This window comes from Variovorax sp. GW458-11-26-14-LB1, from assembly GCF_059423965.1.
On the sequence record NZ_JBWKYW010000003.1, the window covers coordinates 1 to 22545 of the forward strand.

The following is a 22545-nucleotide window of genomic DNA, read 5'->3' on the forward strand; positions in this document are numbered from 1 at the left end:
GGGCAGGGCGGGCTGCTCGACGTGCTGGCTGACAGCGGCTTCGCGCAGAACCGCACCCTGTACTTCTGCTATTCGGAGCCCGAGGCGTCGGGCGGATCGGCCAACAGCACCGCGCTTGCACGCGCGCGCCTGTCGGCCGATGGCACGGCGTTGGAGGCGCTGAAGGTCATCTTCAGCCAGAAGCCCAAGGTCGCGAGCCGCGCGCACTTCGGCTGCCGCATCGTCGAGGCCCGCGACGGCAACCTCTTTCTCACGCTCGGCGACCGCTTCAGCCGCAAGGACGATGCGCAAACGCTCGACAACCACCACGGCAAGGTGGTGCGCATCGCCAAGGACGGCAGCGTGCCGAAAGACAACCCCTTCGTCGGCAAGCCGGGTGCGCTGCCCGAGATCTGGAGCTACGGCCATCGCAACAGCCAGGGCGCGACGCTCGCGCCCGATGGCCGCTTCTGGATGACGGAGCACGGCCCGCAGGGCGGCGACGAGATCAACATCCCGCGCGCCGGCGTCAACCACGGCTGGCCGGTGATCACCTATGGCGAGAACTACGGCGGCGGCAAGATCGGCGAGGGCATCACCCGCAAGGACGGCATGGAACAGCCGCTGCACTACTGGGTGCCGTCGATCGCGCCCTCGGGCATGGCCTTCCTCACCAGCGACCGCTACGGCGCTGGCTGGAAGGGCAACCTGTTCGTGGGCTCGCTGAAGTTCGGCTATCTCGACCGCATCGAACTGAAGGACGACAAGGTGGTCGCCGAGCACAAGCTGCTGGCCGACGGCCGGGCCCGCATCCGCGACGTGAAGCAGGGGCCGGACGGCCTGCTCTACGTGCTCACCGACGAGTCCGACGGCAAGTTGCTGCGCTTGCGGCCGAACTGAAGGGCGGCTCAGCCGGGGCAGCCCGGCAGCGGCAGCGTCGGCAGCAGGCGGCGCCAGAGCCGCCGCCACTCGGGCCAGTCGTGCCCGCCGTCGGTCGTGACGACGCGTTCCGCCGGCAGTGCGCCAGCCAGCAGCCGGTGGCTGAAGGCGAAGCGGTCGTCGAGCGCGTAGCCCAGGTACAGCGGAGGCCGGTCGCCGAACGTGCGGGTGTGGCCGACGTAGCCGCGCAGCCATTGCCAAAGCTGCGTGTCGCTGGGCGTGCGCGGGTCGCTGCCCGGCGGTGCTTCGAGTGGGCCGCGCCAGCGCGACAGGCCGCCGGCATTGGCGATGTCCTGGCTCAGCACGCGTTCGCCCAGGTAGGGCGCCAGCACGACCAGGCCGGCGAGGTCGCCGGGGTGCGTCTGGGCATACAGCAGCCCGCCGAAACCGCCGACCGAGATGCCCGCGATCCAGATCGCCTTGTAGCCCTGGCGGCGCGCCGGTGCGATCACGTCCTGCGCCAGCCGGTCGAGGATGGTCTTGTTGCGGTAGTAGCCCATGTGGGCGTCGACACGCAGGGTGTCGACCGCGAGCCGGCTCTCGTTCAGTGCGTCGATGAAGCCTTCGCGCACGAACTCCTCGGGTGCCGAGTAGGCGCCGGGCAGCAGCACGATCAGCGTGTCGGCGCTGCGGGTGCAACTGCTCTTTTCCAGCGTGGTGGCCAGTGGCGCCTCGGCGGCGCGCAACCCGCCGCAGCCGGCGAGCAGCAGCAGCGAGGCGGCGCCGAGGAGCAGCGCGAGATGGCGGCGCAGGAGCGACAGGGTCTGCATCCGCCGGAGTCTAGGTGCGCGACACCGGAATCGGCAGGTCGACCATCACGGGTTGTCCCGGCACGGTGCAGCCGGTGTCGCAGCACTTGCCGGGCTGGCGGTTCTTCGTGATGGCGCGGCGCGGGTCGTGCGGCGCGGCGGCCGGCGTGCCGTCGGCCGCGATGCCGCGCTCGAGCAGCCGCTCGACCAGTTCGACCTTCGAGCCGACCGGGTAGTTGCGCCAGATCTCCTGCTTCATCGCCGCCGGCGAGCCGCCGCCGTGCAGGCTGATCACGCTGTACCAGCCGCCCTGGTAGCCGGCCGTGAGGTCTTCGATGAAGCGTGCCGTCTCGATGCGCTGTTCGTAGGGAATGGCGGGGTTGGCGCGCAGCACGTCGGACAGCCGCGCCGCGGTCTCGGGGTTGTGGTCCTCGTCGGGGCCGGGCAGGGTGACGATGAGGCCGCCGCTCACGTAGTGGGCGATGCGGTGCATGTCGTAGATCTTCGTGGCCAGCAGCAGCTTGCCGATGCTGCTGAACACCGGGTCGGGCATGAAGACCTCGCAGTGGTCGTCGGCCTTGCCATAGACGCTGGCCGCCACGCCGCAGGCAAAGAAGCTCTCGGTGATGGTGATGAGCTCGACCATCTGCTCGCGCAGGTGGCTCTCCTTGCCGGGGTCGAAGCCATTGGCCTCGCACATCAGCGCACCGGCGCCGATCAGCAGGTCGCCGAAGCCGGCGCGGGCCGCGATGCAGCTGTGGCGGTGGTGCGTGGCGTAGCTGTAGGTCAGGTGGCCCGAGTGCTCCCATTCGCCGGCGTAGAACACGCGCTCCCAGGGCACGAACACGCGGTCGAACATGCACACGCCGGTGCTCTGGCCGTACTTGCGGCTGAAGAGGGCGTCGCCGTGCTCCAGCTTCTCGCCGGGTCGCCCGGCGGGCCGCGCGACGATGGTGAGGCCGGGCGCATCGAGCGGAACGGCGCAGCAGACGGCGAAGTCGGCGTCTTCCTTGCCCATGTTGCGGCAGGGCATGACCAGCAGCTCGTGCACATACGGCGCGCCGGTCACGATGGCCTTGGTGCCCGAGATGACGATGCCGCGCGCGTTGCGCTCGACCACGTGCAGGTAGCTGTCGACATTCGCCTGCTCGTGCGGCCGGCGGCTGCGGTCGCCCTTGGCGTCGGTCATGGCGACGCCCAGGGTCAGGTCCTGGTCCTGGATGCGGTGCAGGTAGTCGTGGAAGCGCGCGGTGTGCTCGGTGCTGCCGCGCGCGTCGTCGATGCGCGCGGACACCTGGGCGATGGCGTTGAGCGCGTCGTGCGTCAGGTAGCGCTGGGCGCAGCCGGTTTCCTGGCAGACCAGCCGCACGGCCTCGAGCTTGTTGAGTAGGTCGCCCGAACTGGTGTTGATGTGCGAAAGGCGGTTCACGCGCTTGCCGCTGGTGTGCTGCACGGCGGTCATGAGCGGCGCGTACTCGGACTTGAGCGCGTGGTCGTAGGTGAGGGCGATGGCGTTGATGCCGGGCTGGAAGGCGGGCTCGTCGGCCACGCTGGCGACGCGGCGGCCGTCGACGAACACGGTGGGCGTGTAGCGGCGCAGCGATTCACGGTAGTCGGCGCCGGACATGAGGAGGGCGTCGGAAGGCGGGGCATTCATGCGTGTTGTCTCCAGGGGCTCGTGGGGGTTTTTGGACCGTTTGGCGCGGAGATTTAAACACTGTTCAATTTTTAGATCAACGTTCGAAAAAATGATCGGCGACCAGATCGAGGGCTATAGTCCCGCCCATGCACGCCAAGCTCCAACGCCGCCAGACTCTCACCGACGCCCGCCGCGCCCTGGTGCTCGACGCCGCCCGAACGGTGTTCGCCGAGGCGGGCATCGAAGGCGCGAGCATCCGTGAAATCGCGAAGAAAGCCGGCTACACGCCGGGCGCCATCTATTCGTACTTCGAGAGCAAGGAGGCGATCTACGCGGCCTTGCTCGACGAGTCGCTGCTGCGCCTGCAGGCCGCGGTGGCCGAGGTGGCGGTGTCCGAGCGCCGGCCCGACCAGACCCTGGCCGCCAAGGCCCAGGCCTGGTTCGACTTCTATGCGGCGAACCCGCGCGACCTCGACCTCGGCTTCTATCTGGTGCACGGCATGCGGCCCCGGGGGCTCACGCATGCGCTCGACCACGAACTGAACGACCGCCTCTACGACGCCCTGCGCCCCTGCGAAGAAGCACTGCTCGCCCTGGGCCTCGATGCCGACCTCGCGCAGCAGGAGAACACGGCGCTGTTCGCGCACGGCGTCGGGCTGCTGCTGATGCAGCACACGGGGCGCATCCGCATGTTCAGGCAGTCGGCCGATGCGCTGTTCAAGACCTACCTCGCGCAGTTGGTGCAGCGATCTTCCCCAGTGGCAACGGCGGACGATCCCGCGAAACCCGCGCTTTTCGGTGGTACGGTTCAGCCCAGTTCAACCGATACCTGAAAGAAGAAGTCCATGCTGCTCGACGCCACGCAATCCCAACTTGTCCTGGTCGATTACCAGGCGCGGCTGATGCCGGCGATCTTCGAAGGCGAGGCGGCAGCGCGCAACGCGGCGCGCCTGGGCCAGATGGCGCAATGGGTCGACGTGCCGGTCTGGGGCACCGAGCAGAACCCGTCCAAGCTGGGCGAGAACCTGCCCGAGATCCGGGCCTTCTGCCGCAAGACGCTGGCCAAGATGCATTTCAGCGGCGTGGAAGAGGGGCTCGGCGAATGGCTGCGCCCGCCCACGAAGGCGGCGCCGCAGGGCAACGCCCGCAGCCTGCCCAAGCACCTGCAGAAGCCCCCGGCCGCGGCCGAAGAGCGCAACACCATCGTCATCGCCGGTTGCGAAGCCCATGTCTGCCTGCTGCAGACCGCGCTCGACCTGCTCGAGGACGAGTTCGACGTGTGGGTCGTCACCGACGCCTGCAGTTCGCGCACCGAGCGCAACCGCGACGCGGCCTTCGACCGCCTGGCCGGCGCCGGCGCCGAGCTCGTGACCACCGAGATGGTCGGCTTCGAGTGGCTGCGCACCGCTGAACACCCGGCGTTCCGCGACCTGCAGGCGCTGATCCGCTGATTCGCTGAACTGCTGTTGAGGGCGACCCGGCAAGGGGCCGCCCGGATTGCCGCGGCTGTCAGCTTCCCGCAAGATCGACTCCCATAATTATGAATTCAGTTTCGGCGCGAGTCCGGAACGACATCCATAAAACAGGAGACAGATCCCGATGAGCCGCTATGAAGAGTTCTACCGCCAGTCCGTCGACGCGCCCGAGGCCTTCTGGGCCGAGCAGGCGAAGCTGATCGACTGGCACACGCCCGCGCAGCAGATCCTCGACGCCAGCCAGCCGCCGTTCGCGCGCTGGTTCGTCGGCGGCACCACCAACCTGTGCCACAACGCCGTCGACCGGCACCTGGCCGATCGGGGCGACCAGCCGGCGCTGATCTTCGTGTCGACCGAGACCGGCACCGAGAAAAGCTACAGCTTCGCCGAGCTGCATGCCGAGGTGCAGCGCACCGCCGCCAGCCTCGTCGAGCTGGGCGTGGGCAAGGGCGACCGCGTGCTCATCTACATGCCGATGATTCCCGAGGCCGCGTTCGCGATGCTGGCCTGTGCGCGCATCGGCGCCATCCACTGCGTGGTGTTCGGCGGCTTCGCGAGTGGCTCGCTGGCCACCCGCATCGAGGACGCGGAACCCAAGGTGGTCGTGAGCGCCGACGCGGGTTCGCGCGGCGGCAAGGTCATCGCGTACAAGCCGCTGCTCGACGAAGCCATCCGCCTGTCGAAGCACAAGCCCGAGGCCGTGCTGCTGACCGACCGCGGCCTGGCGCCGATGACGCTGGTGGCCGGCCGCGACCACCTGGCGGGCGAACTGAGACAAAAGCACCTGGACGCGCAGGTGCCCTGCACCTGGCTGGCCTCGACCGACATCAGCTACACGATCTACACGAGCGGCACCACCGGCAAGCCCAAGGGCGTGCAGCGCGACGTGGGCGGCTACGCCGTGGCGCTGGCCGCGAGCATGAAGCACATCTTCGACGGACGCCCCGGCGAAACCTACTTCTCGACCAGCGACATCGGCTGGGTCGTGGGCCACAGCTACATCGTCTACGGCCCGCTGATCGCGGGCATGGCCACCATCATGTACGAGGGCCTGCCCACGCAGGGCATCGACCAGCAGCCCGACGGCGGCATCTGGTGGCGCCTGGTCGAGAAGTACAAGGTGACCGTGATGTTCAGCGCGCCCACCGCCGTGCGCGTGCTCAAGAAGCAAGACCCGGCGCTGCTCAAGAAGTACGACCTGTCGACCCTGCGCGCGCTGTTCCTGGCCGGCGAGCCGCTGGACGAACCGACTGCGCGCTGGATCAGCGAGGGCCTGGGCGTGCCGATCATCGACAACTACTGGCAGACCGAATCGGGCTGGCCGATGATCACCATCGCCAACGGCGTGGAAGCCAAGCCCAGCAAGTTCGGCAGCCCCGGCGTGCCGATGTACGGCTTCCGCATCAAGATCCTGCACGAGTCGACCGGCGAGGAACTCACCGGCGCGAACGAGAAGGGCGTGGTCGTGGTCGAGGGCCCAACGCCGCCCGGCTTCATGCAGACCGTGTGGAAGGACGATGCGCGCTTTGTCAATACGTACTGGAAGAGCGTGCCGGGCAAGATGGTCTATTCGACCTTCGACTGGGGCATCCGCGACGCCGACGGTTACTTCTACATCCTGGGCCGCACCGACGACGTGATCAACGTCGCCGGCCACCGGCTGGGCACGCGCGAGATCGAGGAGAGCATCTCGGGCCACGCCAACGTGGCCGAGGTGGCCGTGGTCGGCGTGGCCGACACGCTCAAGGGGCAGGTGGCGATGGCCTTCGTCGTGCCGAAAGACGGCCTGGCTGTGACCGATGCCGACGCGGCCCTCAAACTCGAGGGCGAGATCATGAAGGTCGTGGCCGACCAGCTCGGCGCCCTGGCGCGGCCTGCGCGCGTGCGCTTCGTGAGCGGCCTGCCCAAGACCCGCAGCGGCAAGCTGCTGCGCCGGGCGATCCAGGCCGTCTGCGAGCAGCGCGACCCGGGCGACCTGACCACCATCGACGATCCGGCCACCCTCCAGCAGATCAAACAGTTACTGTCCGCCACCTGACCGCGGGCGCGAATCGGGGTAGGGTTGCGGGCCTTGCGCAGCCGCGTTCTGTCGTCATATGGTTGACGTGGCACAATGCCAAGGTACTCAGGCCCTTCCCCAGCCACAGTCGCATCCGCCAATCGGTCCAGCCGTGTCGCGGAAGGTTTCTTAACCAACTCGTGCTTCCTCCAGGGAAGCGAAGGTCAGCGGATCATGAGCGATTCCTCTACGCCCACGGCGTACACCGCCTATCAAGGCAACACCTACCTCTTCGGCGGCAATGCGCCCTATGTCGAGGAGATGTACGAAAACTACCTCGCCAACCCCGGCAGCGTTCCCGACAACTGGCGCACGTATTTCGACGCCCTGCAGAACGTTCCCGCCGCCGACGGCACCAGCGCCCGCGACGTCCCCCACCTGCCGGTCATCAACGCCTTTGCCGAACTGGCCAAGCAGGGTACGACCCGTGTCGTGCAGGCCAGCGGCGCCGACTCCGAGCTCGGCCGCAAGCGCACGGCAGTCCAGCAGCTGATTGCCGCCTACCGCAACGTCGGCGCCCGCTGGGCCGACCTCGACCCGCTCAAGCGCGCCGAGCGTCCCGCCATTCCGGAACTCGAGCCCTCGTTCTACGGTTTTGCCGACGCTGACCTCGAGACGGTGTTCAACACCAGCAACACCTTCTTCGGCAAAGAGACCATGTCGCTGCGCGACCTGCTCAATGCCCTGCGTGAAACGTACTGCGGCACGATGGGTGCCGAGTACATGTACACCACCGACCAGAACCACAAGCGCTGGTGGCAGCAGAAGCTCGAAAGCGCCCGCACCAATCCCAAGCTCAGCGCCGAGCAGAAGAAGCACGTGCTGAACCGCCTGACGGCCGCCGAAGGCCTCGAGCGCTTCCTGCACACCAAGTACGTCGGCCAGAAGCGCTTCTCGCTCGAAGGCGGCGAAAGCTTCATCGTCGCGATGGACGAACTGATCAACCAGGCCGGCGTCAAGGGCGTGCAGGAAATCGTGATCGGCATGGCCCACCGCGGCCGCCTGAACGTGCTGGTGAACTCGCTGGGCAAGATGCCCGCCGACCTGTTCGCCGAGTTCGACCACACCGCCCCCGAAGACCTGCCCAGCGGCGACGTCAAGTACCACCAGGGCTTCAGCTCGGACGTGACCACCCCCGGCGGCCCGGTCCACCTGAGCCTGGCGTTCAACCCCTCGCACCTGGAAATCGTGAACCCCGTGGTCGAAGGCTCGGTGCGCGCCCGCATGGACCGCCGTGGCGACCCGCTGGGCAAGCAGGTGCTGCCCGTGATCGTGCACGGCGACGCCGCCTTCGCAGGCCAGGGCGTCGTGATGGAAACGCTGGCGCTGGCCGAAACCCGTGGCTACTCCACCGGCGGCACGGTGCACATCGTCATCAACAACCAGATCGGCTTCACCACCAGCGACCCGCGCGACAGCCGCTCGACGCTGTACTGCTCGGACATCGTCAAGATGATCGAAGCGCCGGTGCTGCACGTGAACGGCGACGACCCCGAAGCCGTGGTGCTCGCCACCCAGTTCGCTCTTGATTTCCGCATGGAATTCCAGAAGGACGTGGTCGTCGACATCATCTGCTTCCGCAAGCTGGGCCACAACGAGCAGGACACGCCTTCGCTCACCCAGCCGCTGATGTACAAGAAGATCGCGGCCCACCCCGGCACGCGCAAGCTGTACGCCGACAAGCTGGCCGCGCAAGGCCTGGGCGACACGCTCGGCGACGACATGGTCAAGGCGCAGCGCGCCGCCTTCGACGAAGGCAAGAACACCGTCGACCCCGTGCTCACCAACTTCAAGAGCAAGTACGCCGTCGACTGGAGCCCGTACCTCAACAAGAAGTGGACCGACGCCGGCGACACCGCGATTCCCTCCGCCGAGTGGAAGCGTCTGGCCGAGCGCATCACCAAGGCGCCCGAGAACTTCACCGTGCACCCGCTCGTGAAGAAGGTGCTGGACGACCGCGCCGCCATGGGCCGTGGCGACGTCAACGTCGACTGGGGCATGGGCGAGCACATGGCGTTCGCCTCGCTGGTGGCCAGCGGCTACCCGGTGCGCCTGTCGGGTGAAGACTCGGGCCGCGGCACGTTCACGCACCGTCACGCCGTGCTGCACGACCAGAACCGCGAGAAGTTCGACACCGGCACCTACACGCCGCTGCAGAACGTGGCCGAGAACCAGGCCCCGTTCGTCGTCATCGACTCGATCCTGTCCGAAGAAGCCGTGCTGGCCTTCGAATACGGCTACGCCTCGAACGACCCCAACACGCTCGTCATCTGGGAAGCCCAGTTCGGCGACTTCGTGAACGGCGCGCAAGTGGTGATCGACCAGTTCATCGCCTCGGGCGAAGTCAAGTGGGGCCGCGTCAACGGCATCACGATGATGCTGCCGCACGGCTACGAAGGCCAGGGCCCCGAGCACAGCTCGGCCCGCCTGGAGCGCTTCATGCAGCTGAGCGCCGACACCAACATGCAGGTGGTGCAGCCGACCACGGCCAGCCAGATCTTCCACATCCTGCGCCGCCAGATGGTGCGCAACCTGCGCAAGCCGCTGATCATCCTCACGCCCAAGTCGCTGCTGCGCAACAAGGACGCGACCTCGCCGCTGTCCGAGTTCACCAAGGGCAGCTTCCAGACCGTCATTCCCGACAGCAAGGGTCTGAAGGCCGAGAAGGTCAAGCGCCTGATCGCCTGCTCGGGCAAGGTCTACTACGACCTGGCCAAGAAGCGCGAAGAGCAGGGCAGCGACGACGTGGCGATCATCCGCGTCGAGCAGCTCTATCCGTTCCCGCACAAGGCGTTCGCCGCCGAGGTCAAGAAGTACCCCAACCTCGTGGACATCGTGTGGTGCCAGGACGAGCCGCAGAACCAGGGCGCCTGGTTCTTCGTGCAGCACTACATCCACGAAAACATGCAGGAAGGCCAGAAGCTCGGCTACTCCGGCCGTGCCGCCTCGGCATCGCCTGCAGTCGGCTACTCGCACCTGCACCAGGAACAGCAGAAGGCGCTGGTCGATGGCGCATTTGGCAAGCTCAAGGGCTTCGTGCTGACCAAGTAAGAACCGTCCCTTTTCACACGAACACCCTCAAGAACAAAACGGAGCTCACTCCAAATGTCTATCGTAGAAGTCAAAGTCCCCCAGCTTTCCGAATCCGTGGCCGAGGCCACCATGCTCACGTGGAAGAAGAAAGCCGGCGAAGCCGTCGCCGTCGATGAAATCCTGATCGAGATCGAAACCGACAAGGTCGTGCTCGAAGTGCCCGCGCCCTCGGCCGGCGTGCTGGTCGAGATCGTTCAGCCCGACGGCGCCACCGTGGTGGCCGAGCAGCTGATCGCCAAGATCGACACCGACGGCAAGGCCGCCGCCGCGGCACCCGCTGCTGCAGCAGCCCCCGCCGCCGTACCGGCCGCTGCTGCTCCCGCAGCGGCAGCCGCCGCTACCGGTGGTTCGAAGGCCGACGTCGCCATGCCCGCCGCCGCCAAGCTGCTGGCGGACAACAACCTGAAGACCAGCGACGTGGCCGGTACGGGCAAGGACGGCCGCGTGACCAAGGGCGACGTGCTCGGCGCCGTGGCTGCCGGCGCCAAGCCTGCCGCCACCATCGCCGCACCGGCTGCCAAGCCCGCGCTGCAGCAGGTCGCCGCGCCCGCCGCGCCTGACCTGGGCGAGCGTCCGGAACAGCGCGTGCCGATGAGCCGCCTGCGCGCGCGCATCGCCGAGCGCCTGATCCAGTCGCAATCGACCAACGCCATCCTGACCACCTTCAACGAAGTGAACATGGCCCCGGTCATGGACCTGCGCAAGAAGTTCCAGGACGCGTTCACCAAGGAACACGGCGTGAAGCTCGGCTTCATGAGCTTCTTCGTGAAGGCCGCGGTGCACGCACTGAAGAAGTACCCGGTGCTCAACGCCTCGGTCGACGGCAACGACATCCTGTACCACGGCTACTTCGACATCGGCATCGCCGTCGGTTCGCCGCGCGGCCTGGTGGTGCCCATCCTGCGCAATGCCGACCAGATGAGCTTCGCCGACATCGAGAAGAAGATCGCCGAGTACGGCAAGAAGGCGCAAGACGGCAAGCTGGGCATTGAAGAAATGACCGGCGGCACGTTCTCCATCTCCAACGGCGGCACCTTCGGCTCGATGCTCTCGACCCCGATCATCAACCCGCCCCAGTCGGCCATCCTGGGCGTGCACGCCACCAAGGACCGCGCCGTGGTCGAAAACGGCCAGATCGTCGTTCGCCCGATGAACTACCTCGCCATGAGCTACGACCACCGCATCATCGACGGCCGCGAAGCCGTGCTGGGCCTGGTCGCCATGAAGGAAGCGCTGGAAGATCCGTCGCGCCTGCTGTTCGACATCTGATCCGGGGAGCAAGAACCAGATGGCAAACAAGCAATTCGACGTCGTCGTCATCGGCGGCGGTCCTGGCGGCTACATCGCGGCGATCCGCGCTGCGCAGCTCGGCTTCAACGTGGCCTGCATCGACGAGTGGAAGAACGGCAAGGGCGGCCCCGCACCGGGCGGCACCTGCACCAACGTCGGCTGCATTCCCTCGAAGGCGCTGCTGCAATCGTCGGAGCACTTCGAGCAGGCCGGCCACCACTTTGCGGACCACGGCATCAAGGTCGAAGGCCTCGGCCTGGACATCGACAAGATGCTGGCCCGCAAGGACCAGGTCGTGAAGCAGAACAACGACGGCATCCTGTACCTGTTCAAGAAGAACAAGATCAGCTTCTTCCATGGCCGCGGTTCGTTCGTGAAGACCGACGAAACCGGCTACGAGATCAAGGTGGCGGGCGCCGCTGAAGAATCGATCAGCGGCAAGCACATCATCATCGCCACGGGCTCCAACGCCCGCGCGCTGCCGGGCACGCCGTTCGACGAGGAAAACATCCTCTCGAACGACGGCGCGCTGCGCATCGGCGCTGTGCCCAAGAAGCTGGGCCTGATCGGCTCGGGCGTCATCGGCCTCGAAATGGGTTCGGTGTGGCGCCGCCTCGGTGCCGAGGTCACGGTGCTCGAAGCCCTGCCGACCTTCCTGGGCGCCGTGGACGAGCAGATCGCCAAGGAAGCCAAGAAGGCCTTCGACAAGCAGAAGCTCAAGATCGAACTCGGCGTGAAGGTCGGCGAGATCAAGTCGTCGAAGAAGGGCGTGAGCGTCGCCTGGACCAACGCCAAGGGCGAAGCCCAGACGCTGGAAGTCGACAAGCTGATCGTCTCGATCGGTCGCGTGCCCAACACCATCGGCCTGAATGCCGAAGCCGTGGGCCTGAAGCTCGATGAGCGCGGCGCCATCGCCGTGGACGACGACTGCAAGACCAGCCTGCCCAACGTGTGGGCCATCGGCGACGTGGTGCGCGGCCCGATGCTGGCGCACAAGGCCGAGGAAGAAGGCGTGGCGGTGGCGGAGCGTATCGCGGGCCAGCACGGCCACGTGAACTTCAACACCGTGCCGTGGGTGATCTACACCAGCCCCGAGATCGCATGGGTCGGCCAGACCGAGCAGCAGCTCAAGGCCGCAGGCCGCGCCTACAAGGCCGGCACCTTCCCGTTCCTGGCGAACGGCCGCGCACGCGCGCTGGGCGACACGACCGGCATGGTCAAGTTCCTGGCCGACGCCGCCACGGACGAGATCCTGGGCGTGCACATCGTGGGCCCACAGGCCAGCGAGCTGATCTCCGAAGCCGTCGTGGCGATGGAGTTCAAGGCCAGCGCCGAAGACATCGCGCGCATCTGCCATGCGCACCCATCGCTGTCGGAAGCCACCAAGGAAGCGGCCCTGGCCGTGGACAAGCGCACGCTCAACTTCTGATCTCCGGTTCTTGAGCGAACCCGGCCCCGATCGACCCTCGCGGGGCGGTCGGGGCTCTCCATTTTTGAAGCGATCCGATCCCTTGAGCGTCAAACAGGCTTACGAAGCGGAACTCGCGGCACGCGGGTTCAAGAGCGATCCCGCACAACTCGCGGCTGTCGAGGCGCTCGACCGCTGCGCCACCGAGTGGGGCGAGTACAAGGCCCGGCGCTCCAATGCGCTGAAGAAGCTCATCAACCGGCCGGAGCTGCCGCGCGGCGTCTACATGTACGGCGGCGTGGGGCGCGGCAAGAGCTTCCTGATGGACCTGTTCTTCAACGCCGTGCCGCTGCGGCGCAAGACGCGCCTGCACTTCCACGAGTTCATGCGCGAAGTGCACCGCGAGTTGCGCGACCTGCAGGGCACCGTGAACCCGCTCGACGAGCTGGGACTGCGCATCTCCAAGCGCTACAAGCTGATCTGCTTCGACGAGTTCCACGTCGCGGACATCACTGACGCGATGATCCTGCATCGGCTGCTCGTGGCGCTGTTCGACAACGGCGTGGGCTTTGTCACCACCTCGAACTTCAAGCCCGACGACCTGTACCCCGGCGGCCTGCACCGCGACCGCATCCTGCCCGCCATTGCACTGCTCAACCAGAAGCTTGAGGTTCTGAGCGTGGACAACGGCACCGACTACCGGCGCCGCACGCTGGAGCAGCTGCGCATGTACCTCACGCCGAACGACGCGGCGGCCGAGAAGGAAATGCGCCACGCCTTCGACAAGCTGGCCGAGACGGCCGACGAGAACCCGATCCTGCACATCGAGCAGCGCGAGATCCGCGCGCTGCGCAAGGCCGGCGGCGTGGTGTGGTTCGACTTCAAGACGCTGTGCGGCGGCCCGCGTTCGCAGAACGACTACCTCGAGATCGCAAGCCAGTTCCACACCGTGCTGCTGTCCGACGTGCCGCACATGCCGGTGCGCATGGCCTCGGAAGCACGCCGTTTCACCTGGCTGGTCGACGTCTTGTACGACCGGCGCTGCAAGCTCATCATGTCGGCCGAGGTTCCGCCCGAGGCGTTGTACACCGAGGGGCCGCTGGCGCACGAGTTTCCGCGCACGGTGTCCCGGCTCACCGAAATGCAGTCGAGCGAATTCCTCGCCCTGGAACGCCGCATCGTCGACACCCGACTCACATGAAAAAAACCGCTCTTGCCCTGTTCCTGGCCTTGGCCAGCCTGCCGCTGTGGGCCCAGTCCAATGCGGCGGCGGGCAACGCCGACCTCGAAGCCGAACGCAGCCGCCTGGCGGCCGAGCGCGAGGTCATCGAGTCGCGCTACGCGAAGGAGCGCGCGGCCTGCTACAAGAAGTTCGCGGTCGAAGACTGCCTGCGCGAAAGCCGCAGCCGCCGTCGCAAGGAAACCGACCACATCAAGCGACAGGAAACCGCGATCAACGACATTCAGCGCCAGCGCAGCGGCGCGGCCGAGCTGCAGAAGCTCGACCAGAAGGCCGCCACCCAGCGCCCGCAGGATTCGCGCGAACAGCGCGAGAAGTCGCAGGAAGACCAGAAGGCGCGCGAGCAGCGCGCCGCCGACCACGCCGCGAGCCGGGCCGCGACCGCGGCCGACGCGGCCGAGCGCCAGCGCCAGTTCGAGAACAAGCAGAAGGCCCACGCCGACGAGCAGGCCAAGGCGGCCCAGCGCCGCGCCGAAGCGCCGGCCGCGACCACGCGCTTCGAGGACAAGCAGAAGCGGGCGGCGGAACACCGCGCCAACCGCGAACGCCAGAACGCCGAGCGCACCAAGCCGCGCGGCGCACCGTTGCCACCGGCACCGGCGGCTTCCTCGCCCTGATCCTTGAAAGAGGGCGGGCGCTCAGGCCGCCGCGGGCAGCCGGTCGAGCTTGAGCACCGCGATCGAGATGTTGTCGCCCGTGCCGCGCGCACGGCGCCGCGCTTCTCCCACCAGGATTTCCACTGCGTCGCGCGGCGGCTGCGCGTACAGCACGCTGGCCAGTTCCTCGGGCGAGAAGTAGTGCCACAGGCCGTCGCTGCAGGCCATCAGCAGGTCGCCCGGCTGCAGCTTGGCGATGTGGTGCGGATCGACGGGCGGCGGCGTGGTCGTCATGCCCAGGCAACCCAGCAGGATGTTGCCCTGCGGATGGATGTTGGCCTCGGCCTCGCTGATCTGGCCGCGATCGACCAGCGCCTGCACGTACGAATGGTCGCGCGTGCGCTTGACCAGCGCGCCGTCGTTGAAGTGATAGATGCGCGAGTCGCCCGCATGAATCCAGGCGCAGTCGCCCTTGGGGTTCATCAGGAAGGCGGCCAGCGTGCTGTGCGGTTCCTGCTCGCTCGACAGCGCCGTGAGCTTGATCACGGTGTGGGCGTCTTCGAGCAGCTGGCGCAGCACGACGGCGGGGTCGTCGCGCTCGGGGCTGTAGCGGGTGAAGAGCTGGCGCGCGGTCATCAGCACCTGGTCGGACGCCTTGCGCCCGCCGCTGCGTCCGCCCATGCCGTCGGCGATGACACCGAGCACGCAGCCCGGCGTGCGGGGGTGGCTCATCAACAGCACCTGGTCCTGCTGGTAGGGGCGATCCCCCTTGTGGAGGCCGGTGGCGGCGGCGAGTCGAAAGCCTTGGGTCATGAGCGCTGGGGCGCCAGAGGCGCGCTTTCTGTCTTCTCTGGGGTTCGTGTCAGGACGTATTATCGAATGAACACGCGCGGCCCCATGCGGCACGCGCACCCCCACCGTTGGACTCCAATCTTCATTCCCTTTCCCGTCAGCTGATCGAGCTGCGCATCGCGCATGCCGACCTCGACGCCACCATCGACCGGCTCTCGGAAGATGGCACGCCGCAGGACGAACTGCTGATGCGCCGCCTGAAAAAGCGCCGCCTCGCCCTGCGCGACCAGATCGCCCAGCTCGAGAACGCGCTCGACCCGAAAGAACCGGCGTGACGTCGCCGCTCGAAAACCAGGTGCGCGATGCGTTCGCGCAGGACGGGGTGCTGTCGCAGGCCGCCGAGCAGTTCCGCGAACGCGGCGGCCAGACCGAGATGGCGATGGCCGTGGCCCGCACCATCTCCGACGGTGGCATCCTCGTGGTCGAGGCCGGTACCGGCGTGGGCAAGACCTTCTCGTACCTCGTGCCGGCGCTGCTGAGCGGCGAGCGCGTGCTGCTCTCGACCGCCACGAAGACCCTGCAAGACCAGCTGTTCGGCCGCGACCTGCCGCGCCTCGTCGAGGCCTTCGCGCTGCCGATACGCACGGCGCTGCTGAAAGGGCGGGGCAGCTACCTGTGCCTGCACCGCCTCGACATGGCGCGCCACGACGCCTCGCTGCCCGAGCGCGGCAGCCTGCGCACGCTGGCAAAGATCGAGCAGTGGTCGAAAGCCACGCGCACCGGCGACCTCGCCGAACTGCCGGGGCTCGACGAACGTTCGCCGCTGATCCCGCTGATCACCTCCACGCGCGAGAACTGCCTGGGCGCGCAATGTCCGCAGTTCAAGGCCTGCCACGTCAACCTGGCGCGGCGCGAGGCGCTGGCGGCCGACATCGTGGTCATCAACCACCACCTGTTCTTCGCCGACCTCGCGGTGCGCGAGACCGGCATGGCCGAACTGCTGCCGACCGTGAGCGTCGTCGTGTTCGACGAAGCACACCAGCTCAACGAGACCGGCGTGCAGTTCCTGGGCGCGCAACTCGGCAGCGGGCAGGCGCTCGACTTCGCGCGCGACATGCTCGGCGCGGGCCTGCAGCATGCGCGCGGGCTGGTCGACTGGCAGCAGCTGGTGGCAGGGGTCGAACGCGCGGCGCGCGAGCTGCGGCTGGTGGTCGGCAAGCAATGGCCGGGCGCCAAGCTGCGCTGGATCGGCCCGGCCCCCGAGGGTGTGAATGCCGAATCCTGGCAGGGCGCGCTCGACGACCTGCAGGACGCCTTCGTGCTGGCCGCCGACGGGCTGGACACGGTGAGCGAGATCTCGCCCGACTTCGTGCGCCTGCACGAGCGCGCGCGCCAGCTCGCCAAGCGCACGGCGCGTTTCGCGCAGCCGTGCGAACTCGACTCCGTGCGCTGGGTCGACGTGGGCACGCAGCTGCGGCTGATCGAGTCGCCGCTCGACATCGCCGATGCGATGCGCAAGCGGGTGCTCAAGCTGGCCGACGAGCCTGTGGAGCCCGACCTGCCCTATGGCGACGACGAGGAAGACCCCGCGCACGGCGCCGTCCCGCCGCCTCCGCAGGAAGACAGCCGCCGCGCCTGGGTCTTCACCTCCGCCACGCTGGGCGACGACCCGACGCTGCGCTGGTTCACTGAGCCCTGCGGCCTGCGCGACGCCGAAGTGCTGCGCGTGCAAAGCCCCTTCGACTACGCCTCGCAGGCGGCGATCTACGTGCCGCGGGCCTTTCCGAAGCCCAACGATCCCACGCACAGCCAGCAGGTGGCCAAGCTGGCCGCACACGGCGCCGCCGAACTCGGCGGGCGCACGCTGGTGCTCACCACCACGCTGCGTGCGCTGCGCACCATCGGCGATGCGATGCGCCAGCAGTTCGAGCTGCTCCAGACAGAAGCACGGCCCGAGGTGCTGGTGCAGGGCGAGCTGCCCAAGCGCGTGCTCATGGACCGCTTTCGCGAAGGCGCGAGCAACGGGCGCGCGGGCTGCGTGCTGGTGGCGTCGGCCTCGTTCTGGGAAGGCTTCGATGCGCCGGGCGACGCGCTGCAGTTCGTGGTGATCGACAAGCTGCCTTTTCCGCCGCCCAACGATCCGCTGGTGGAGGCTCGCTCGCAGCGGCTCGAAGCGCAGGGGCGCAGCTCGTTCAGCGATTACTCGCTGCCCGAGGCGGCCGTGGCATTGAAACAAGGGGCAGGGCGCCTCATTCGCCGTGAAACCGACAGCGGCGTGCTCGCGATCTGCGACACGCGCCTCGTGGCGATGGGCTATGGCCGGCGGCTGCTTGCGGCGTTGCCGCCGATGCGCCGGCTGGAAACCGAAGCGGATTTCGAGAGCGCGATCGACGCGCTCAGGAAACCTTACTGATATCTATCGGGAGGCGCTGGATTACCAGAGCTTCCACCAGGGGTCGGTGCTGCCCTTGAAGCCGTTCGCCAGGTAGGTGCTCTGCGGGTAGTTGGTGGTCAGCACGCGTTGTGCGTCGTCGCGCAGGTCCTTCATGCCGAGTGCGTCGTACGACTTCACCATGATGTACAGGGCTTCTTCGAGCGCCGGCACTTCGCGGTAGTCGGACAGCGCGATCTGCGCCCGGTTGATGGCCGCCAGGTAGGCGCCACGCGAGTAGTAATAGCGGGCCACGTGAACTTCGTACTGCGCGAGCGAGTTCACGATGTAGTTCATGCGCTGGCGCGCGTCGGGCGCGTAGCGCGACTCGGGGAAGCGCGTCACGAGGTCACGGAAGGATTCGAACGATTCCTTGGCGGCCTTCTGGTCGCGCTCGGACAGGTCCTGGCGCGTCAGGAACGCGAACATGCCCAGGTCGTCGTTGAAGTTGATCACGCCCTTCAGGTAGAGCGCGTAGTCGAACGCCGGGCTGGCCGGGTGCAGCTTCATGAAGCGATCGAGCGTGGCGATGGCGTTGGCTTTTTCGCCGGCCTTGTGCTGGGCGTAGGCCTTTTCGAGCTGGGCCTGCTGGGCCAGCGGCGTGCCGGCGGCACGGCCTTCGAGCTTCTCGTACAGCGGCACCGCCTTGTCGTAGGCGCCGGAGCCGACTTCGTCTTTGGCTTCCGAGTAGATGCGGTTGGGGCTCCAGTTCGCGGTCTTGTCTTCCTTGGTGGTGGAACCGCAACCGGCGACGAGAAGGGCCGCCGCGCTGAGCGCGATCCAGGCAGGGACCGATAATTTGGCGCGAAACATCACATACGGCTTTCGTGAAACAGTTGCCCTCAATTATATCGACCGACCCCCTGACCGATCCCCCGGAAGGGCCTGAACCTGAAGAGGGTGCCGATCTCGCGGAGCCCAGCGAGCTGCGGCCTTTCGCCATCGACGCCGCGCAGCACGGGCAGCGGCTCGACCGCGCCCTGGCCGCGCTGGTGCCCGAGTTTTCGCGCAGTTACCTTCAGCAACTCATTGAGGCTGGCGCCGTCGAGCTGCAAGGGCGCACGCTCACCAAGGTCTCTGCCACGGTGCGCGCGGGCCAGTCGGGGCGCATCGAGCTGCGGCCCACGCCCCAGAGCCAGGCCTTCCGGCCCGAGGCGATGGCGCTGGTCACGGTCCACGAGGACGAGCACCTGCGGATCATCGACAAGCCGGCCGGCCTGGTGGTGCATCCGGCGCCGGGCCACTGGAGCGGCACGCTGCTGAACGGGCTGCTGGCGCTCGACCCGAAGGCCGTGCTGCTGCCGCGCGCGGGCATCGTGCACCGCCTCGACCGCGACACCAGCGGCCTGATGGTGGTAGCGCGCACGCGGGCCGCGATGGACGCCATGGTGGCGCTGATCGCCGCGCGCGAGGTGAAGCGCCAGTACCTGGCGATGGGGCACAAGGCCTGGGAAGGTGCGGCGGCGCGGCAGGTCGATGCGCCGATCGGTCGCGATCCGCGCAACCGGCTGCGCATGGCCGTGGTCGACCTGGAGCGCCACGCGGGCAAGACCGCGCGCACCCTGATCGAGCGGCTCGACAGCCACACCGAAGGCTGCGCGGTGCGCTGCACGCTCGAAACCGGCCGCACCCACCAGATCCGCGTGCACATGGCGGCGATCGGCCATCCGCTGGTCGGCGACGCGCTGTATGGCGGCGCGCCCGCGGCGGGCCTGTCGCGGCAGGCGCTGCATGCGTTCCGGCTGGCGTTCGTGCATCCCGTCACGCAGCAGGCGATGGAGTTCCGCTCGCCGCCGCCGCCCGATCTGGCGCAGGCTTTGCAGACCTGGGGGCTGGATTACAATCGCGCCTGACGGCCCGAGGGCCGCGCCGGCCACCCGATGCCGGCCTTGCGTTGCACTCGCCGCGTGCCGGCAACGCCTACCCCTTCCATCCATCTGAACAAGCGTCGCCAGGCGCCTTTTTCCGGATAACGCGAACCATGAATACGGCGGATGCCAAGCGCATTCTCGAAACCGCCTTGATCTGTTCGAGCCAGCCGCTGCCGGTGCGCGACATGCGCGTGCTGTTCGACGACGAGCTGGGCGTGGACACGATCAAGGTGCTGTTGCTCGAACTGCAGGAAGACTGGGCGCAACGCGGCCTGGAGCTGGTGAGCGTCGGCAGCGGCTGGCGTTTCCAGAGCCGGCCCGAGATGCGCGATGCCCTCGATCGCCTGCATCCCGAGAAGCCGCCGCGCTACACGCGCGCCGCGCTCGAGACGCTGGCCATCATTGCCTACCGGCAGCCGGCCACGCGCGGCGACATGGAAGACATCCGCGGCGTCACGATCAACTCCCTGATCCTGAAGCAGCTCGAAGACCGCGGCTGGGTCGAGGTGATCGGCCACCGCGAAACGGTCGGCCGGCCCGCGCTCTACGCGACCACCCGCCAGTTCCTCGACGACCTGGGGTTGGCCTCGCTGGACCAGCTGCCGCTGGTGGAAACGCCCGCGCAGCAGGCGGCGCTGGTTGACGCACTGCAGCAGGCCGCGGGCGACCAGCCGGGGCTGCCGATCGACGGCGATGCGGCGGAAGAGGCCGTTGCGGAATCTGCAGAGCCCGCAGCGCTGGTGGATGGAGAAGAAGGTGTGCAGCCCGAACTCGCCATGGTCGATGCGCCGCCTGAGTCGGCTGAGCTGGCGGAAGTCGTCTCGACCGATGCGGCGGAGTTTGCCGAAGAGGTGGTGGCGATCGCTGAGGCCGCCGAGCCCGTCGATGAGGCGCTGCCTGTGCCCGAGCCAGAAACCGGCGAGCCGCCCGCCGAACCCGAAGCGGCCGCCGCGCCCGAAGAACCCGAATCCGACGTCCCGTCCCCCGCAGCGGACGAGACCGACCCCCACGACCCCCACGCTGTTTCTCCCGGAAAAACCCCATGAGCTCATCCGACACCGACGACGCAGCGATGCTGCCGGTCGAACCCGAAGTCAAGAAGCGGAAGCGGGCCGCCACGCCCAAGAAGGTGACGGAAGTTGCTGTTGAATCCGTCGCTGCGCCCGCAGAGCCAGCAGGGGCCGAGGCCGGGGAAGCGCCGAAGAAGCCGCGTGCACCCCGCAAGAAGAAGGTGGTCGAGGCGCCGGCTGCCGATGAGCAATTGGTGAGCGCGGCGGAAGTCGCTCCTGCTGCGGAAGCTCCCGCGACGGTCCAGCCCGATGTGGCGCCCGTGGCTGCGGAAGTGGCGGCAGCCGAGGCAAACGAGCCGGCACCGGTCGAAGCACAGCGTGCCCAGGCGTCCGACGAGGACCAGGACGACGACCGCGGGGACGACGAAGACGACGAGGAAGACGAGGAAGACGAGCCCGACGAAGAGGAAGACGACCTCGACCGCGCCCGCCGTGCCGCCGAGCGCGAGCAGCGCAATGCGCCGCCGACCGAGCCGATCCGTTTTGCCGACGTCATCTCCGGCCAGTTCGACGCCGACGAGGAAAGCCCCGAGGTGCCGCCGCTCAAGCGCGTGCTGCTGCCCGAGGCCGATTCGCCCAAGCTGCACAAGGTGCTGGCACAGGCCGGCCTCGGCTCGCGCCTCGAGATGGAGCAACTCATCCTGCAGGGTCGCATCTCGGTCAACAACGAGCCGGCCCACATCGGCCAGCGCATCCAGTACGGCGACCAGGTCAAGATCAACGGCAAGCCGATCCGCTACCGCATTGCACCGCCGCCGCCGCGCGTGATCGCGTACCACAAGCCCGTGGGCGAGGTCGTCACGCACGACGACCCGCAGAACCGCCCGACGGTGTTTCGCAAGCTGCCGCGTCTGCAGCAGGGCAAGTGGCAGTCGGTCGGCCGGCTCGATCTGAACACCGAAGGCCTGCTGCTGTTCAGCAGCTCCGGCGACCTGGCCAACCAGCTCATGCACCCGCGCTTCGGCCTGGAGCGCGAGTACGCGGTGCGCGTGCTGGGTGCGCTCACCAGCGAAGAAAGGAAGAAGCTGCTCGAGGGCGTGCGCCTGGACGACGGCATGGCGCAGTTCGGCACCATCGAAGACGGTGGTGGCGAAGGCTCCAACTGCTGGTACCGCGTGACCATTTCCGAAGGCCGCAATCGCGAGGTGCGCCGCCTGTTCGAGTCGGTGGGCCATGCGGTCAGCCGGCTCATCCGCATCCGCTACGGAGCGATGGTGTTGCCGCGCGGTCTCAAGCGCGGTGCCTGGATGGAGCTCGACGAGCGCGACATCCAGGCGCTGTTCCAGGCCTCGGGCGGTGCGCAGGCGCGACCGGCGGGTCCGTCGCAACGCGGTCCCGGCGGGCCGGAGGGTGGCGGTCGCAACGGCCGGAACAAGAAGCGCCGCGGCAACAACAACAACCGCAACGGCGGCATGGGGGGCGGCCAGCCGCGTGAAGCGCGCGGCGAAGGCCGCGAGGCGCCGATTCCGAGCCCGCTGGGCGACGGTCGTCCGCCGCGTGGCGAGCGCGGAGGGCGCGGTGGTCCCAACCGGGGCGGTGGCAATGGTGGTCCGCCGCAGCAGGGACGTCGCGGCAACGCCGGCCCGGGCAACCGCCAGGGTGGCCAGGGGCAAGGGCAGGGCGGCGGTGGCAACCGGTCGGCGGGTGCTGGCGGTGGCGGCGGTGCGAACCAGCCCGATCCGATGAAGACCTCGCTCGGCTACATCGGTGCCGACAGCTTCTCGCGCCAGCGCAAGGAGCAGCGCGGCGGTCCGGGGCGTCGCGGCGGTGGTGGCGGCTCGCAAGGCGGCGGTGGTGGCTTTGGCGGTGGTGGCGGCGGACGCCGCCGCGGACGCTGAAAGCCAGCCGTCGGAGCGCGGCCTTTCGCGGGGTTTTCACCAATCCCGCAGGTCGCGCCGGTTAAAATCAGAGGCT

General features: G+C 68.0%; 18 protein-coding genes. 14 read left to right on the plus strand and 4 right to left on the minus strand.

The window, feature by feature from the left end; genetic code table 11:
- Positions 1-879 (plus strand): PQQ-dependent sugar dehydrogenase (locus AC07YS_RS02795; protein WP_495275703.1); only part of this gene is annotated, 879 nt, incomplete at its 5' end.
- A gap of 8 nt (positions 880-887) precedes the next feature.
- Here AC07YS_RS02795 and AC07YS_RS02800 read toward each other — a convergent pair.
- Positions 888-1688, minus strand: a complete 801-nt coding sequence (locus AC07YS_RS02800; RefSeq protein WP_495267433.1) for an alpha/beta hydrolase — start codon at positions 1686-1688, stop codon at positions 888-890.
- Between the two features lie 10 nt (positions 1689-1698).
- Positions 1699-3324, minus strand: a complete 1626-nt coding sequence (locus AC07YS_RS02805) for a 4-hydroxyphenylacetate 3-hydroxylase family protein (protein ID WP_495267434.1) — start codon at positions 3322-3324, stop codon at positions 1699-1701.
- A 128-nt stretch (positions 3325-3452) separates the two neighbouring features.
- On the opposite strand from AC07YS_RS02805, the gene AC07YS_RS02810 reads away from it, so the two are divergent.
- From AC07YS_RS02810 to AC07YS_RS02845, 8 genes are all read left to right on the plus strand, one after another.
- Positions 3453-4139: a TetR/AcrR family transcriptional regulator gene (locus AC07YS_RS02810; protein ID WP_095745663.1), complete on the plus strand. Its 687-nt coding sequence runs from the start codon at positions 3453-3455 to the stop codon at positions 4137-4139.
- Between the two features lie 12 nt (positions 4140-4151).
- On the plus strand, positions 4152-4757 hold the full coding sequence (locus tag AC07YS_RS02815) for an isochorismatase family protein (protein WP_495267435.1): 606 nt from the start codon (positions 4152-4154) through the stop codon (positions 4755-4757).
- Positions 4758-4905: 148 nt separating this feature from the next.
- Entirely contained in the window at positions 4906-6819 is a 1914-nt protein-coding gene (locus tag AC07YS_RS02820) for a propionate--CoA ligase (RefSeq protein WP_495267436.1), read from the plus strand.
- A 195-nt stretch (positions 6820-7014) separates the two neighbouring features.
- Positions 7015-9891 (plus strand): 2-oxoglutarate dehydrogenase E1 component, encoded by a 2877-nt coding sequence (locus tag AC07YS_RS02825; protein WP_062480820.1) that lies wholly within the window; start codon positions 7015-7017, stop codon positions 9889-9891.
- 54 nt (positions 9892-9945) lie between these two features.
- Positions 9946-11202, plus strand: coding sequence for a 2-oxoglutarate dehydrogenase complex dihydrolipoyllysine-residue succinyltransferase (odhB, locus tag AC07YS_RS02830; RefSeq protein ID WP_495267437.1), 1257 nt, complete (start codon positions 9946-9948; stop codon positions 11200-11202).
- Between the two features lie 19 nt (positions 11203-11221).
- Positions 11222-12652, plus strand: coding sequence for a dihydrolipoyl dehydrogenase (lpdA, locus tag AC07YS_RS02835; protein WP_095947210.1), 1431 nt, complete (start codon positions 11222-11224; stop codon positions 12650-12652).
- 82 nt (positions 12653-12734) lie between these two features.
- Complete coding sequence (gene zapE, locus AC07YS_RS02840) at positions 12735-13832, plus strand: cell division protein ZapE (RefSeq protein WP_062480826.1); 1098 nt, start codon at positions 12735-12737, stop codon at positions 13830-13832.
- Positions 13829-14488 carry a hypothetical protein gene (locus AC07YS_RS02845; protein ID WP_139706286.1) on the plus strand — a complete coding sequence of 220 codons (660 nt, stop codon included), beginning with the start codon at positions 13829-13831 and terminating at the stop codon, positions 14486-14488. Before zapE ends, AC07YS_RS02845 begins: the two co-directional genes overlap by 4 nt.
- Positions 14489-14509: 21 nt before the next feature.
- Here AC07YS_RS02845 and AC07YS_RS02850 read toward each other — a convergent pair whose 3' ends face one another.
- Positions 14510-15280: a PP2C family protein-serine/threonine phosphatase gene (locus tag AC07YS_RS02850; protein ID WP_095745659.1), complete on the minus strand. Its 771-nt coding sequence runs from the start codon at positions 15278-15280 to the stop codon at positions 14510-14512.
- A gap of 107 nt (positions 15281-15387) precedes the next feature.
- On the opposite strand from AC07YS_RS02850, the gene AC07YS_RS02855 reads away from it, so the two are divergent.
- Positions 15388-15594, plus strand: a complete 207-nt coding sequence (locus AC07YS_RS02855; RefSeq protein WP_062481953.1) for an HP1242/YdcH family protein — start codon at positions 15388-15390, stop codon at positions 15592-15594.
- Positions 15591-17672, plus strand: coding sequence for a DNA repair helicase YoaA (gene yoaA / locus AC07YS_RS02860; RefSeq protein ID WP_495267438.1), 2082 nt, complete (start codon positions 15591-15593; stop codon positions 17670-17672). Before AC07YS_RS02855 ends, yoaA begins: the two co-directional genes overlap by 4 nt.
- Positions 17673-17693: 21 nt before the next feature.
- On the opposite strand, the gene AC07YS_RS02865 is transcribed toward yoaA, so the two are convergent.
- Positions 17694-18503 (minus strand): outer membrane protein assembly factor BamD, encoded by an 810-nt coding sequence (locus AC07YS_RS02865; RefSeq protein WP_070061014.1) that lies wholly within the window; start codon positions 18501-18503, stop codon positions 17694-17696.
- Positions 18504-18517: 14 nt separating this feature from the next.
- Here AC07YS_RS02865 and AC07YS_RS02870 point away from each other — a divergent pair, with 14 nt between their 5' ends.
- From AC07YS_RS02870 to AC07YS_RS02880, 3 genes are all read left to right on the plus strand, one after another.
- Positions 18518-19543 carry an RluA family pseudouridine synthase gene (locus tag AC07YS_RS02870; RefSeq protein WP_495267439.1) on the plus strand — a complete coding sequence of 342 codons (1026 nt, stop codon included), beginning with the start codon at positions 18518-18520 and terminating at the stop codon, positions 19541-19543.
- Between the two features lie 128 nt (positions 19544-19671).
- Positions 19672-20607, plus strand: a complete 936-nt coding sequence (gene scpB, locus AC07YS_RS02875) for an SMC-Scp complex subunit ScpB (RefSeq protein WP_495267440.1) — start codon at positions 19672-19674, stop codon at positions 20605-20607.
- Positions 20604-22469 (plus strand): pseudouridine synthase, encoded by a 1866-nt coding sequence (locus AC07YS_RS02880; protein ID WP_495267441.1) that lies wholly within the window; start codon positions 20604-20606, stop codon positions 22467-22469. Before scpB ends, AC07YS_RS02880 begins: the two co-directional genes overlap by 4 nt.
- The last annotated feature ends 76 nt before the right edge of the window (positions 22470-22545 follow it).